Genomic DNA, 14,442 nt, shown 5'->3' on the forward strand with positions numbered 1-14,442 from the left:
GAGGTAACAGACCGATTGCGAAGCCCATGAAACGGGAACTTTCCTGCTCGCCGAGCCGTGGGTTCGTTGCCGGGCTTCGGCGGGCTCGCATACACTGCGTGGCTTGACTGGCCGCTCACGCCGGCGCGAGCAGCGCCGCGGTGGCCCGCGTGTCGCAGCGCACCAGACCTCCGGCGTCAGGCCGGTTCATCACGTTACGGAAGGGTGGCCCCCGTGGGTAACAACCCGCTTGGGACGTTCCTGCCACTGATCTTGCTGGTAGTGGTTTTCTACTTCCTGTTGATCCGCCCGCAGCGCAAGCGGCAGCAGGAGCAGGTCCAGATGCAGAACTCCCTCACCCCGGGCGTCCGGGTCATGACCACGACAGGCCTGTTCGCGACGGTGGTCGCCCTTGAGGACGACGACGTCGTGCTGGAGCTCGCGCCGGGCGTCGAGACCCGCTGGGTCAAGGCGGCGATCGGCCGGGTGCTCACTCCGGTGGACGACGTGACCGACGTGGAGACCGAGGAGACCGTGACCGGCGGTCCCGACACGGGGAACGGCGACGATACGAGCACCAAGCAGTCCTGAGTAGGCTGATCGCAACCTTTCGACGAAAGAACTGACCTCCAGTGGCCCCACCGACCAGTAGCCAGAGCAAGCCGGGACGCACACTCCTGCTGCTCCTCGTGCTCATCATTGTCATGGGCGCGACGGTCGCCCTCCAGAAGGCGTTCGTCCCCAAGTTCGGCCTCGACCTCGCGGGCGGCACCACCGTGACGCTCTCGCCGGTGTTGGCGAACGGGAAGACTCCCTCGCAGGAGAGCCTCGACCGCGCCGTGACGATCATCCGGCAGCGCGTCAACGGCACCGGCATCTCCGACGCCCAGGTCGCGAAGTCGAACGACAACATCGTGATCCAGATCCCGGGAGCGGGCCGGGACGAGGCGCTCAAGCTGGTGTCCACCACGGCCGAACTGCGCATGCGGCAGGTGCTCGCGGTGGCCGCGGCCAAGGCGCCGCCGGTCCAGCCGTCCACCGCCGCGCCGGCTCCGAGCGGCTCGGCCGCGGCCTCCCCGGCGGCCTCCCCAGGCGTGGCCTCGACGGCCAAGGCCAGCGCGGCCCCGAGCGGGAACGCCACGCCGGCCGGCCGGGCGCTGTCGAAGGCGCTGACCGCGCCGACGCCGGAGCCGAGCGAGACCAAGCGGGCCACGACGTCCGGCGGCCGTGCCGCGAAGGCCTCTCCCTCGGCCTCCGCCTCCGCCGCGCCGTCGTCGAGCGCCGCGCCCGAGGACGCGAGCGACCCGCTGGCGGGCCAGGACACGAGCGGCATCGACCAGGCGCTGCTCACCGAGTTCCGCAACATCGACTGCAGCGCGAAGAACCGCGGCCAGGGCGCCCTCGACGACCCGAACAAGCAGATCGTCGCCTGCAGCGACGACGGCTCGGCCCGCTACATCCTGGACAAGGCCGCCGTACAGGGCACCGAGATCAGCGGCGCCCAGGCGGGCACGGACCCCACCACCGGTGAGTGGATCGTCCAGGTGAACTTCAAGTCGAAGGGCGCCACGCAGTTCGCCGACATCACCCGGCGCATCACCAGCCTGCCGGCCCCGCGCAACCAGCTCGCCAACGTGCTGGACGGCGTCGTCATCGTCGCACCGACGATCGAGGAGGCCATCCCCGGCGGCAGCGCCCGCATCTCCGGCAGCTTCACCCAGGTGACCGCCACCGACCTGGCCGACCAGCTCAAGTACGGCGCGCTGCCGCTGAAGTTCAAGCAGAGCTCGGTCGTGTCGGTCTCCTCGACGCTCGGCCAGGACCAGCTCCACGGCGGCCTCATCTCCGGCGCCATCGGGCTGATCATCGTCATGCTCTACCTGCTGCTCTACTACCGCGGCCTCGGGCTCATCGGCATGGCCAGCCTGTGCGTGGCGGCGGTCGTCACGTTCCTGACCGTCGACGTCCTGAGCCACAACGCGGGCTTCCGGCTCTCGCTGCCGCACATCATCGGCCTCGTGGTCTCCATCGGCATCACGGCCGACTCGTTCATCGTCTACTTCGAGCGGATCCGCGACGAGATCAAGGAAGGCCGCCGTACGCTGCGCTCGGCGGTGGAGGTGGCCTGGCGGCGCGCCCGGCGCACCATCCTGGTGGCCGACGCCGTCATGTTCATCGCCGCGGTGGTGCTCTACTTCCTCGCGGTGGGCGACGTGGCCGGCTTCGCGTTCGCGATGGGCCTGACGACGCTCATCGACATCGTGGTCGTGTTCCTCTTCACCAAGCCGCTGATGTCCCTCGTGGCGCGGATGCGGTTCTTCGCCAAGGGCCACAAGCTGTCCGGACTCGACGCGGAGCGCATGGGCCGCACCGGCCGCGCCGAGCAGACCCTGCAGGAGGCGTGATGCCGGGAGTGATCAGCCGCCTCTACCGCGGCGACATCGACATCGACTTCGTCGGCAAGCGCAAGACCTGGTACGGCCTTTCGGCACTCCTGCTGGCCCTGTCGATCCTGGGCCTCATCGTCAACCAGGGGCTGAACCTGGGCGTGGAGTTCCGCGGCGGCTCGGTCTTCGACTTCGCCCGCACGCCCGGCTCCAGCATCGAGCAGGTCCGGGAGACGGTCGCGGAGGCCGGGCCCCACCAGGTCATCGTCCAGCAGGCCGGTCCGAACTGGCGGGTCACCACCGAGAGCCTCAAGGCCGAGGAGGTGACCAAGGTCCAGCAGACGGTCTCCCAGAAGTACGGCGTCCCGGAGAACCAGGTCAGCTCACAGGTCATCGGCGCGACCTGGGGTGGCGAGGTCTCCCAGAAGGCCTGGATCGGCCTCGCGGTCTTCATGATCGCGATCATGCTGTACCTGTCCGTGGCGTTCGAGTGGCGGATGGCCCTCGCGGCGATCGTCGCCCTCGTCCACGACCTCGTGATCACGGCGGGCGTCTACGCCTGGTCCGGCTTCGAGGTCACCCCGGCGACCATGCTCGGCTTCCTCACCATCCTCGGTTACTCGCTGTACGACGCGGTCGTCGTCTTCGACATGATCAAGGAGGTGACGGGCAAGCTCGGCACGGGCGCGAAGATGACCTACACGCAGGCCGCCAACAACGCGCTCAGCCACACGCTGATCCGGTCGCTGAACACCTCGCTGGTCGCGATCCTGCCGGTGGCGGCGATCCTGTTCATCGGCACCACGCTGCTCGGCGCGGGCACGCTGAAGGACCTGTCGCTGGCCCTGTTCGTCGGCATGATCGTCGGCACCTACTCCTCCCTGTGCGTGGCGACGCCGATCCTGGTCACGCTCAAGGAGCGGGAGCCCAAGTGGCAGGCGCTCGCCCGGCGGGTGCACGCCAAGGAGGTCTCCACCGCCAAGGCCGCCCGTACGGTCAAGGAGCCGGTCTCGGCGGGCTCGCAGGGCACGACCCCGCCCGACGACAAGCGCAAGAAGCGCTGAGCGCGTCGCGCACACCACGGAGGCGCCCCCGGAACCCGCTCGGGTTCCGGGGGCGCGTTCACGTGCGCCCGGGCCCTCCCATGGCGCCCCTGACGGCCATCCCGTCCACGACGGCCGGATCTTCGCGGCGGACCCCGGCGGCCGCGGCACTAGGGTGAACGTCGTGACTGACTGGACGGCACTCATCAGGGATGTCCCCGACTACCCCAAGCCGGGCATCCTCTTCAAGGACATCACCCCGCTGCTGGCGGACCACGCGGCCTTCACGCAGGTCGTGGACGAACTCGGCGACGGCCTGGCGTTCGACAAGGTGGTCGGCATCGAGGCACGCGGGTTCATCCTCGCCGCCCCGGTGGCCTACCGCAGCGGCGCGGGATTCGTCCCGGTGCGCAAAGAGGGCAAACTGCCCTCGGAGACGTACGAGGCGTCCTATGATCTGGAGTACGGCTCCGCGACGATCGAGGTGCACGCCGACGCCTTCGAGCCCGGCGACCGCGTGCTGATCGTGGACGACGTCCTCGCCACGGGCGGCACCGCCCGGGCCGCCGTGGAGCTGGTCAGGCGGACCGGCGCGCAGGTGGTGGCGGTCTCCTTCCTGATGGAGCTGTCCTTCCTCTCCGGCCGCGACCGGCTGCCCGGGCTGGAGGTGCGCACCCTGCTCACCGTCTGAACGAACCAGACCGAGGGAACAGGGCTGGGCAAACCGGACTGGGTGCACCAGACTGGGCGAACCGGGGGTACGCGGCCGAGAGCGCTGTGGCAGCACGGATACACTGTGGAATCTGGACTCGACGTGAGGAGTCTGTGTGCCCCGTGATGTGGTCGTGCCCGACGACGCGCGGGTCGATCGCGGTGAGACCCCCCGCGACGTCCCCGAGCCCGTCACCGACGTGCCCCCCGAGGAGGCGCGCGACCCCGCGGCGGGCCCTGAGGACAAGCCGGCGTCGCCGGCCACGCGACGTAGGCTCTCCCGTTTCGGGGGGCAGTGGGGTGCTATGAATCCGGTGTTGGAACCGCTCTTCAAGACGGTCCGTGCCACCCATCCCAAGGCCGACCTGCGGCTGATAGAGCGCGCGTACGACGTCGCCGCCTACCACCACCGCGACCAGAAGCGGAAGAGCGGCGATCCGTACATCACGCACCCGCTCGCGGTGGCGACGATCCTCGCGGAACTGGGCACCGACGACGAGACGCTGTGCGCCGCCCTGCTTCACGACACCGTCGAGGACACCGCCTACAGCCTCGACGAGTTACGAGCCGACTTCGGCGACAACATCGCGCTGCTCGTCGACGGGGTGACCAAGCTCGACAAGGTGAAGTTCGGCGACGCGGCGCAGGCGGAGACCGTGCGCAAGATGGTCGTCGCGATGTCGCGCGACATCCGCGTGCTGGTGATCAAGCTGGCCGACCGGCTGCACAACATGCGGACCATGCGCTACATGCCCGAGCACAAGCGCCAGCAGAAGTCGCGCGAGACGCTGGAGATCTTCGCCCCGCTGGCCCACCGGCTCGGCATGAACACCATCAAATGGGAGCTGGAGGACCTCGCGTTCGCCATGCTCTACCCCAAGCGGTACGACGAGATCGCCCGGATGGTGTCGGAGCGGGCGCCGCGCCGTGACCTGTACCTGCACGAGGTGATCGAGAAGGTCTCCGCCGACCTGCGCGAGGCGAAGATCAAGGCGACCGTCCGGGGCCGGCCCAAGCACTACTACTCGATCTACCAGAAGATGATCGCCAAGGCCGTGGCCTTCGACGACATCTACGACCTGGTGGGCATCCGCGTGCTGGTCGACACGGTCCGCGACTGCTACGCCGCGCTCGGAACGATCCACGCCCAGTGGAAGCCGGTGCCGGGACGGTTCAAGGACTACATCGCCATGCCGAAGTTCAACATGTACCAGTCGCTGCACACGACGGTCATGGGACCCGAGGGCAAGGCCATCGAGCTGCAGATCCGCACGCGGGCGATGCACAACCGCGCCGAGTACGGCGTGGCGGCGCACTGGAAGTACAAGGAGGAGATGATCGGGGCGGGCCCCGGGAAGGTGAAGCAGGTCGGCGACATGGCCTGGCTGCGCCAGCTCCTCGACTGGCAGAAGGAGACCTCCGACCCCGGCGAGTTCCTGGAGTCGCTGCGCTTCGACCTGTCGGTCTCGGAGGTCTTCGTCTTCACCCCGCGCGGCCAGGTGATCGCCCTGCCCGAGGGCGCCACCCCGGTCGACTTCGCGTACGCGGTGCACACGGAGGTCGGCCACCGGTGCATCGGCGCACGGGTGAACGGCCGGCTGGTCCCGCTGGAGTCCCGTCTCGGCAACGGCGACACCGTCGAGATCTTCACCTCGAAGTCGCCGGACGCGGGCCCGTCGCGCGACTGGCTCAAGTTCGTCAAGAGCGGCCGGGCCCGCAACAAGATCCGCCAGTGGTTCACCAAGGAGCGCCGCGAGACCGCCATCGAGGCGGGCAAGGAGGCGATCGGGCGGGCCATGCGCAAGCAGGGCCTGCCGCTGCAGCGGCTGATGTCCGGAGAGGCGCTGCTGGCGCTCGCCCGCGACCTGCGCTACGCCGACGTGTCCGCCCTGTACGCCGCGGTGGGCGAGGGGCACGTCGCCGCCCAGTCGGTCGTGGACAAGCTCGTGCAGGCCCTGGGAGGCGTCGAGGGGGCCGAGGAGGACATCGCCGAGGCCCAGGTCCCGACGCGGCTCAAGGGCAGGCCGAGGGCCGGCTCGAACGCCGGGGTGATGGTGGCAGGCGACCCCGACGTGTGGGTGCGCCTGTCGCGCTGCTGCACCCCGGTGCCGGGGGACGACATCGTCGGGTTCGTCACCCGCGGGCACGGCGTGTCGGTGCACCGGGCGAACTGCCCGAACGTCGAGCAGCTCAGCTCCTATCCCGACCGGCTGGTGGAGGTCGCCTGGTCGCCCGGGGACGACTCGGTCTTCCTCGTCGCGATCCAGGTGGAGGCGCTCGACCGGCCCCGCCTGCTGTCGGACGTCACGCGGACCCTGTCGGACCAGCACGTGAACATCCTGTCCGCCTCGGTCGCGACCAGCAGGGACAGGGTCGCCATCAGCAAGTTCACCTTCGAGATGGGCGACCCGAAGCACCTGGGGCACGTGCTCAAGGCGGTGCGGGGCGTCCCCGGCGTCTACGACGTCTACCGCGTGACCAACTGACGCCCGCCGCCGTCCCCGGCGGGCGCCGCGGCCGCGCCGGGGAGGGGAGCGAAAGGGTCAGGAGAACTCGGCGAGGGTGCGCTCGGCCTCCTCCAGCCAGGAGCGGCGGGCGGCCAGGGCCTCCTCAGTCTCCTTGACGTCCTTGTCCCGGCCCGCCGTCTGGGCCTTGGACAGCCGGGTCTCCAGCTGCTCGATGGACCTGCGGAGCTGGTTGACGGTGTCCTGGGCACGCGCCCTGGCCTCGGGGTTCGAGCGCTTCCACTCGTTCTCCTCGGCCCTGCGGACGGCCTCGTCGACCTTGCGTAGCCCGCCCTCCAGGCGGTCGCGCTGGTCGCGCGGCACCGGGCCGGCCGCCTCCCACCGCTCCAGGATGCCCCGCAGCGCCGACCGCGCCGCGCGCGCGTCGCCGACCGGGAGCAGCCGCTCGGCCTCGGTCAGCAGCCCCTCCTTGACCTCGGCGTTGGCGGCGAACGAGGCGTCACGCTCGGCGAACACCGCCGACCGGGCGTGGAAGAACTCGTCCTGGGCGGCCTTGAAGCGCGTCCACAGCTCGTCCTCGGCCTCCCGGGAGGCCCGGCCCGCGGCCTTCCACTGGCGCATCAGCTCCCGGTAGGCCGCCGCGGTGGCGTTCCACTCCGTCGAGCCGGAGAGGGCCTCCGCCTCGTTCACGATGCGCTCCTTGGCGCCCCGCACCGCGTCCCGCTGCTCGTCCAGGGAGGAGAAGTACGCCTTGCGCCGCTTGGCGAAGGCCGTACGGGCCGTGGACAGCCGCTTCCACAGCGTCGCCTCGGTGGCCCGGTCGACCCGCTCGGCCGCCTTCCACTCCTCGACGAGCTGCCGCAGCCGCTCGCCGCCGGACTTCCAGTGGGTCGTCTCGTCGGCGATGCGCTCGGCCTCGGCGACGATGCGCTCCTTGACCTCCCGGGCGTGCACGCGGGCCTGGTCGCGGGCCGCCCGCAACTCCTCGCGCCGCTTGCCGACGAGCTCGCTCAGCGCCCCGAGCCGGTCGTGCAGCGAGCCCAGGTCGCCGACGGCGTGCGCCTCGGCGACCGACTCCCGCAGCTTGGCGATGCTCGCCTCGGCCTGGGCGGGGGCGAGGTCGGTGCCGCGCACCCGCTGCTCCAGCAACTGGACCTGGCCGGCCAGCTCGTCGAACTTGCGGCGGTAATAGGCCAGCGCCTCCTCCGGCTCACCGGCCTGCCAGGACCCGACGGCCCGTTCTCCCTCAGCCGTACGCACGTAGACGGTGCCGTCCTCGTCTACCCGGCCCCACGGGTCGGTGCTCACCGTGTCCTCCCGCACTTGAATCAGCCTCCAGGGCCCGATGTGCCCTTGGTTGTATTACGTCAGCTCTTGCTGGTGATTGTCACGTCTTTGATGACTACGGGCTGCTTCGGGGCTCCGGTGCCATCGCCGGTGGCACCGGCGATCACGCCCTTCTTGGCCACCTTGTCCAGGATTTCGAGTCCTGTGGTCACGGTACCGAAAGGCGTGTAGTCGGGCGACAGCCCGGTGTCCCCGAACACGATGAAGAACTGGCTGCCGTTGGTGTTCGGCCCGCTGTTCGCCATCGCGAGCACGCCGCGCGTGTACTTGGCGCCCGTCAGGTTCTCGTTGGCGAAGCGGTAGCCGGGGCCGCCCTGGCCGTCGGTCGGGTTCTTCCCGTCGGCCTTGGCCAGCGGGTCGCCGCACTGCAGGATCGGGAAGTCCGTGCCCATCCGGTGGCACCTGGTGTCGTCGAAGTAGTCCTTCGACGCCAGGTACTTGAACGAGTTGACCGTGCACGGCGCCTTGGCGCTGTCCAGCGTGGCGACGATGGGACCGAGGTTGGTCCTGATGGTCATCGTCGCCGGGGCCGTGCTCACCTTCTCCGGCGGCACGCCGACGTCCTTGACCTGGCCGCTGCTCTTGTCGGCCACGTACCCGCAGGTGCCGGAGGCCGGATCGTACGGCTTGGGGTCGTTCGCGAGGGCGCTGGCGGTCGGCGCGGCCGAGGCGGCGGGATCGGCTTTGTCGTCACCGCCGAGGAGGGTCGTCGCCGCCACGACGCCGCCGATCACGACCACCACCGCCGCGGTGGTGCCGATGATCGCGTTGCGCCGCGCCTTCTGCTCGCGCTCCACGCGCGCCTGCATCTGCCGCTGGTAGTGCTCCCGGGCCAGCTGCTTCTGCCGGTCCTTGCCGGTGACCACTTCGACCTCCCGACTCGTCGTGTTTCCCATGGTCGTACGCCCGGGCGCGGTCGCGCCCGAACGGCCACCCGCGCCGGAGGGGTCCTCCGGGGCGGTGGCCCGTTCTATAGCATCCGGCTCGACTGCTCCAAGAATGACTATTGAGGTGGGCGAATCGTATCGGCTGACGGGTATCGGTTCGCAGCCTGCCGACCCGCACCGGTACCCTTCGGTTACATTCGCTCGCGCAATCCTTGATTGATCCGTACAGACGCAGAGGCCGCTTCCGTGCTCGTCGCCGGGTTTCCCGCAGGTTCGTTCCAGACCAACTGTTACGTCGTCGCTCCCGCGGCAGGCGCGGAGTGCGTGGTCATCGACCCAGGTCAGGACGCTGTCGGCGACCTCGACGCGCTGCTCGGCGAGCACCGGCTGAAGCCGGTCGCGGTGCTGCTCACCCACGGTCACATCGACCACGTGTGGTCGGTGGCCCCGGTGTGCGGCGCCCGCGACGTGCCCGCGTGGATCCATCCGGAGGACCGCGACCTGCTGTCGGACCCGGCGAAGGGATTTCCGCCGCAGGCCGGTGGGGTGTTCGGCGGTCTGAAACTTTCCGAGCCCGACGACGTGCGCGAGTTGGCCGACGGCGCCGTGCTGAGCCTGGCGGGGCTCGAGTTCACGGTCGAGCACCGGCCCGGCCATACCAGGGGGTCGGTGACGTTCCGGGCGCCCGCCGAGGACATCCAGGTCCTGTTCGCGGGCGACCTGCTCTTCGCCGGCTCCATCGGCCGCACCGACCTGCCCGGCGGCGACCACGCCGCCATACTGCGCAGCCTCGCCAAGACGCTGACGCTGCCGGACGAGACCTTGGTCCTGCCCGGCCACGGACCTCAGACGACAATCGGCCGCGAGCGCGCGACCAACCCCTTCCTCAGGGACACCGCGCCGCCCGTCGGCCCGACCAGGGGATTGTGATGACGTTTCAGGCGCCGAAGGGCACCTTCGACTGGATGCCCCCGCGCTCGGAGTGGGCGCTCACCGTGCGGGACGCGCTGTCCGCGCCCGCCCGCCGCGCCGGCTACGGCTACATCGAGACGCCTGCCTTCGAGGACACCGCGCTGTTCTCCCGCGGCGTCGGCGAGTCGACCGACATCGTCACGAAGGAGATGTACACGTTCACCAGCCGGGGCGGCCAGTCGCTGACGCTGCGCCCGGAGGGCACGGCGAGCGTGGTGCGCGCCGTGCTCGAACACGGCCTGTACGGCGGCCCGCTGCCGATCAAGCTCTGGTACTCCGGCAGCTACTTCCGCTACGAGCGGGCCCAGGCCGGCCGCTACCGCCACTTCTCCCAGGTGGGGGCCGAGGCGCTCGGATCCGAGGACCCGGCGCTCGACGCCGAGCTGATCGTCCTGGCGATGGACGGCTACGCCTCCCTCGGCCTGCGCGGGGTCCGGCTCCTGCTCAACTCGCTGGGCTGCCGCGAGTGCCGGCCCGCCTACCGCGCCGCGCTCCAGGACTTCCTGCGCGGGCTCGACCTCGACGAGGCCACCCGCGCGCGGGTGGAGATCAACCCGCTGCGCGTGCTCGACGACAAGCGCCCGGAGGTGCGGGCACAGCTCACGGGCGCGCCGCTGGTCACCGACCACCTGTGCGGGGCCTGCAAGGCCTACCACGAGGAGGTCAGGGGACTGCTGACGGCCGCCGGGGTAGCCTACGAAGACGACCCCCGGCTGGTCCGCGGCCTCGACTACTACACCCGTACGACGTTCGAGTTCCTGCACGACGGGCTGGGCGCGCAGTCGGCGGTCGGCGGGGGAGGGCGCTACGACGGCCTGAGCGAGCAGATCGGCGGCCCCGCCCTGCCCAGCGTCGGCTGGGCCCTCGGGGTGGACCGAACGGTGCTCGCGATGGAGGCGGAGGGGCTGCTTACCGAGCGGCCGCGCGCTCTCGGCGTGTTCGCAGTCCCGCTCGGCGAGGAGGCGAGGCGGCGGATCTTCCCGCTGGTCAGCGAGCTGCGCCGGGCCGGTCTCGCGGTCGACATGGCCTTCGGCGGCCGGGGCGTGAAGGGCGCGATGAAGGCCGCCGACCGCAGCGGCGCGCGCTACGCGCTCATCCTCGGCGACCGGGACATCGAGGCGGGAGCCGTACAGGTGAAGGATTTGGCAACAGGCGACCAGACCGCGGTCCCGCTCGCGGAGGTCGTCGAGTTCTTGAAGGGGAAAGACTCGTGATCCGCACCCACGAGGCAGGCACACTCCGCAAGGGGCAGGCGGGCCAGAAGGTGACGCTGGCCGGATGGGTGGCGCGCCGGCGCGACCACGGCGGCGTGGTCTTCATCGACCTGCGCGACGCCTCCGGCTCGGCCCAGGTGGTCTTCCGCGAGGAGGACCACGCCCACGACCTGCGCGCGGAGTACTGCGTGAGGGTCACGGGCGAGGTCCGCACGCGGCCGGAGGGCAACGAGAACCCCGACCTGCCCACGGGTGAGATCGAGGTCGTCGCCTCCGAGGTGGAGGTGCTGAGCGAGTCCGCGCCGCTGCCGTTCCCGATCGAGGGCGGCTCCGGCGTGTCGGAGGAGGCGCGGCTGAGGTACCGCTACCTCGACATCCGCCGCCAGCAGGTCGCCCACGCGCTGCGCACCCGGTCGCAGGCGACCTACCTCGCCAACGAGGTGATGCGCGAGCACGGGTTCGTCTACGTCGAGACCCCCGCCCTGACCCGCTCCACGCCCGAGGGCGCCCGCGACTTCCTGGTGCCCGTGCGGCTCCAGCCGGGCAGCTGGTACGCCCTGCCGCAGTCGCCGCAGCTGTTCAAGCAGCTCCTCATGGTCTCCGGCCTGGAGCGCTACTACCAGCTCGCCCGGTGCTTCCGCGACGAGGACCTGCGGGCCGACCGGCAGCCGGAGTTCACCCAGATCGACATCGAGATGTCGTTCGTCGACCAGGACGACGTGATCGCCCTGGGCGAGGCCCTGATCGGGCGCATCTGGAAGGAGACGCTCGGCTACGAGCTGCCCGTCCCGCTGCCCCGGATGACGTATGCCGAGGCGATGGCGCGGTACGGCTCGGACAAGCCCGACCTGCGCTTCGGGGTCGAGCTGACCGACCTCACCGGCTACTTCGCGGACACCGCGTTCCGGGTCTTCCAGGCGCCGTACGTGGGAGCCGTCGTGATGCCCGGCGGCGCCTCGCAGACCCGCAGGGAGCTGGACGCCTGGCAGGAGTGGGCCAAGTCGCGCGGGGCGCGCGGCCTGGCGTACGTGCTGGTGCAGGAGGACGGCACCCTCGGCGGCCCGGTGGCGAAGAACCTCTCGGAGACCGAGCTGGCCGGCCTCGCCGGACGGACCGGGGCCCGGCCCGGCGACGCGGTCTTCTTCGCCGCGGGCGCGCCCGCGGCCTCCCGCGACCTGCTCGGCGCGGCCCGCCTGGAGATCGGCCGCCGCTGCGGCCTGATCGACGAGTCGCGGTGGTCGTTCCTGTGGATCGTGGACGCGCCGATGTTCGAGGAGGACGGGGAAGGGGGCTGGACCCCGGTCCACCACCCGTTCACCGCGCCCAGGCCGGAGTGGGCCGACAACTTCCAGGACCACCCCGGGGAGGCGCTCGCCTACGCCTACGACATGGTCTGCAACGGCATGGAGATCGGCGGGGGCTCGATCCGTATCCACCGGGCCGAGATGCAGCAGCGCGTCTTCGACGTGCTCGGCATCTCCAAGGAGGAGGCCGAGAGCAAGTTCGGCTGGCTGCTGGAGGCGTTCAAGTACGGCCCGCCGCCGCACGGCGGCATCGCCTACGGCTGGGACCGGGTCTGCATGCTGCTGGCGGGCGGCGAGTCGATCCGCGACGTGATCGCCTTTCCGAAGACGGCCTCCGGGTACGACCCGCTGACCGGCGCGCCCAGCCCGATCACGGTGGAGCAGCGCAAGGAGGCCGGCGTGGACGCCGCGCCGAAGGGCGACAGGTCCGGCGCCGACGCCGCCCCCCGCTCGTGATCGTGTAGCACCGGAGCCCGGCGGCTTCGCCCCGCCGGCACGAGAACGGCCCGCGATCACGAGATCGCGGGCCGTTTCCGATCAGGACGGATCAGGACACGATGACGTCCTTGATCCGGACCTTGATCTTGGGGGCGTTGGAGCCGCCGTCGTCGCTGGTGATGTCGACGCCGTCCTTGGCCGTGTTGACACCACCCTTGGCGATCTTGTCGACGATCTCCATGCCCTTGCTGACGATGCCGAACGGCGTGTACGACTGGGGCAGCTGCGCGTTCTCGTCGGTGTAGGAGATGACGAACTGGCTGCCGTTGGAGTTCGACGCGTCGCCCGGCTGGGCCATGAAGACGACGCCCCGGCTGTACTGCGGCCCGAGGTTCTCGTCGTTGAACAGGTAGCCCGGCCCGCCGGTGCCGTCCGTCGGGTTCTCGCCGTCCCCCTTGGCCTGCGGGTCCCCGCACTGCAGGAGGCCGAGGCCGTTCGTCTCGACCGTCGTGAGGCGGTGGCAGACGGTGTTGTCGAAGTAGTTCTTCTTCGCCAGGAACGCGAACGAGTTCACCGTGCACGGCGCGTCGCCGGTGGCCAGGTCGATGACGATGTTCCCCAGGTTGGTCCTGACCGTCATCTTGGACGCCTTGATGACCGCCCTGTTCAGCTTCTTGGGCGGGAAGCCCACGAACTTCGCCGGGCTGCCCGTGTCGTCCTTGCGATACTCGCAGCTGACCTTACGCAGGTCGTTGGGCTTGGCGGACGGCGTCGCCGTCGGCAACTCGGACGGGACCGCGGAGGGGCCCGTCGAAGGGCCCGCCGAGGCGGAGGCCGAGGGGGTCGCCCCGGCCGCTTCCTTGGCCGAGCCGTCACTGCAGGCCGCCAGGCCGCCCACGAGCGCGAGAACCCCCAGTCCGGCGCCGAGGGTGCCCCCCAGACGCCGACGGGGGTTGGTGGTGCGCCCGGTCGTGCTCACGCGCGAAGCCGGCTGCTTCTGCCGATCAGTGTCGGTCACCGCTATGCCTTCCATTTCCCCTTTTGTATGACGCTGGGTCACTCTATCCGCGATCCCGTCGGGTTCGTGTAAAACAGGCGTCGCATGGGTATCACCGGTGTTTGCGCTCATCTAGCTCTCAGAACCGCCTGAGAACCTCCTGACGAACCAAACCCGGACCACGCGCCCGGCCCTCTCGTCTCAGGAGTGACGACCACGATGTTCGACCAGATCTTCGGACTTCCCGTCCACGCCCTCGTCGTCCACGCCGCGGTGATCTTCGCGCCGCTGCTCGCGGCGCTGTCGATCGCGTACGCCGTCCTGCCCCGCGTGCGGCATCGGCTCGACTGGGTACTGGTCGCGACGGCTCTGGCGGCGCTCGCCTCCGTGTTCGCGGCCAAGGAGAGCGGGGAGCGGCTGGAGCACCGGATGTTCGGGGGCCGGGTCTCCGAGGCGATCGAGGTCCACTCGGGGTTCGCCGAGACCCTCCTGCCGCTGACCGCGCTGCTGACCGTCGTCTCCCTGGCGCTGGTGTGGCTCACCCGGGCGCGCCGGTCCTCGGTGGGGACGGGCCCCCGGGCGGCCGTCCTGGTCGCGTCGGCCGTCGCCGTGATCCTCGCCGTGGCCGTCGGCTACTACGCCGTACGCACAGGGCACACCGGCGCGACCGCCGTGTGGGGCGCCTGAGGGTAGTGTCG

Annotated in this window: 12 protein-coding genes; 9 read left to right on the top strand and 3 right to left on the bottom strand. The window is 70.5% G+C overall.

Translation table 11 applies throughout. The annotated features are described in order from the left end of the window. Window positions 1-213: 213 nt before the first annotated feature. The 5 genes from yajC to FED44_RS08000 all read left to right on the top strand — a co-directional run bounded on the left by yajC (window position 214) and on the right by FED44_RS08000 (window position 6,606). The gene (yajC, locus tag FED44_RS07980; RefSeq protein WP_117408937.1) at window positions 214-570 is read left to right on the top strand and encodes a preprotein translocase subunit YajC; all 357 of its coding nucleotides are present in this window, start codon (window positions 214-216) and stop codon (window positions 568-570) included. 98 nt (window positions 571-668) lie between these two features. Next, on the top strand, window positions 669-2,384 hold the full coding sequence (gene secD / locus FED44_RS07985; RefSeq protein WP_316246850.1) for a protein translocase subunit SecD: 1,716 nt from the start codon (window positions 669-671) through the stop codon (window positions 2,382-2,384). After that, window positions 2,384-3,430 (top strand): protein translocase subunit SecF, encoded by a 1,047-nt coding sequence (gene secF, locus FED44_RS07990; RefSeq protein WP_117408936.1) that lies wholly within the window; start codon window positions 2,384-2,386, stop codon window positions 3,428-3,430. Before secD ends, secF begins: the two co-directional genes overlap by 1 nt. Before the next feature lie 163 nt (window positions 3,431-3,593). After that, window positions 3,594-4,100: an adenine phosphoribosyltransferase gene (locus tag FED44_RS07995; RefSeq protein ID WP_117408952.1), complete on the top strand. Its 507-nt coding sequence runs from the start codon at window positions 3,594-3,596 to the stop codon at window positions 4,098-4,100. Between the two features lie 325 nt (window positions 4,101-4,425). Then, window positions 4,426-6,606: a RelA/SpoT family protein gene (locus FED44_RS08000; RefSeq protein ID WP_117408951.1), complete on the top strand. Its 2,181-nt coding sequence runs from the start codon at window positions 4,426-4,428 to the stop codon at window positions 6,604-6,606. Window positions 6,607-6,663: 57 nt separating this feature from the next. On the opposite strand, the gene FED44_RS08005 is transcribed toward FED44_RS08000, so the two are convergent. Both FED44_RS08005 and FED44_RS08010 read right to left on the bottom strand, forming a co-directional pair. After that, window positions 6,664-7,893 carry a DUF349 domain-containing protein gene (locus tag FED44_RS08005; RefSeq protein ID WP_117408950.1) on the bottom strand — a complete coding sequence of 410 codons (1,230 nt, stop codon included), beginning with the start codon at window positions 7,891-7,893 and terminating at the stop codon, window positions 6,664-6,666. A 59-nt stretch (window positions 7,894-7,952) separates the two neighbouring features. Further along, on the bottom strand, window positions 7,953-8,828 hold the full coding sequence (locus FED44_RS08010) for a peptidylprolyl isomerase (RefSeq protein WP_165900829.1): 876 nt from the start codon (window positions 8,826-8,828) through the stop codon (window positions 7,953-7,955). A 237-nt stretch (window positions 8,829-9,065) separates the two neighbouring features. Between FED44_RS08010 and FED44_RS08015 the strand changes: the two genes are divergently transcribed. The 3 genes from FED44_RS08015 to aspS are packed head-to-tail and all read left to right on the top strand — an operon-like array spanning window position 9,066 to window position 12,765. Then, complete coding sequence (locus FED44_RS08015; protein WP_117408934.1) at window positions 9,066-9,749, top strand: MBL fold metallo-hydrolase; 684 nt, start codon at window positions 9,066-9,068, stop codon at window positions 9,747-9,749. Next, window positions 9,749-11,005 (top strand): histidine--tRNA ligase, encoded by a 1,257-nt coding sequence (gene hisS / locus FED44_RS08020; RefSeq protein WP_138460221.1) that lies wholly within the window; start codon window positions 9,749-9,751, stop codon window positions 11,003-11,005. Before FED44_RS08015 ends, hisS begins: the two co-directional genes overlap by 1 nt. Continuing rightward, a complete protein-coding gene (aspS, locus tag FED44_RS08025; protein ID WP_117408932.1) occupies window positions 11,002-12,765 on the top strand; it encodes an aspartate--tRNA ligase in 1,764 nt (587 codons plus the stop codon). The genes hisS and aspS overlap by 4 nt, the downstream gene beginning before the upstream one ends. A 91-nt stretch (window positions 12,766-12,856) precedes the next feature. On the opposite strand, the gene FED44_RS08030 is transcribed toward aspS, so the two are convergent. After that, the gene (locus FED44_RS08030; protein ID WP_244301781.1) at window positions 12,857-13,765 is read right to left on the bottom strand and encodes a peptidylprolyl isomerase; all 909 of its coding nucleotides are present in this window, start codon (window positions 13,763-13,765) and stop codon (window positions 12,857-12,859) included. Window positions 13,766-13,951: 186 nt separating this feature from the next. On the opposite strand from FED44_RS08030, the gene FED44_RS08035 reads away from it, so the two are divergent. After that, window positions 13,952-14,431, top strand: a complete 480-nt coding sequence (locus FED44_RS08035; RefSeq protein ID WP_208758876.1) for a DUF2231 domain-containing protein — start codon at window positions 13,952-13,954, stop codon at window positions 14,429-14,431. Window positions 14,432-14,442: the final 11 nt, after the last annotated feature.

The organism is Microbispora triticiradicis (assembly GCF_005864065.1).
In the GTDB taxonomy this organism is placed as follows: domain Bacteria; phylum Actinomycetota; class Actinomycetes; order Streptosporangiales; family Streptosporangiaceae; genus Microbispora; species Microbispora triticiradicis.

Coding starts and splice junctions, on each gene's coding strand:
- hisS (WP_138460221.1), top strand. CDS start 9,749: ATGACGTTTCAGGCGCCGAAGGGCACCTTCGACTGGATGCCCCCGCGC.
- FED44_RS08010 (WP_165900829.1), bottom strand. CDS start 8,828: ATGGGAAACACGACGAGTCGGGAGGTCGAAGTGGTCACCGGCAAGGAC.
- FED44_RS08000 (WP_117408951.1), top strand. CDS start 4,426: ATGAATCCGGTGTTGGAACCGCTCTTCAAGACGGTCCGTGCCACCCAT.
- secF (WP_117408936.1), top strand. CDS start 2,384: ATGCCGGGAGTGATCAGCCGCCTCTACCGCGGCGACATCGACATCGAC.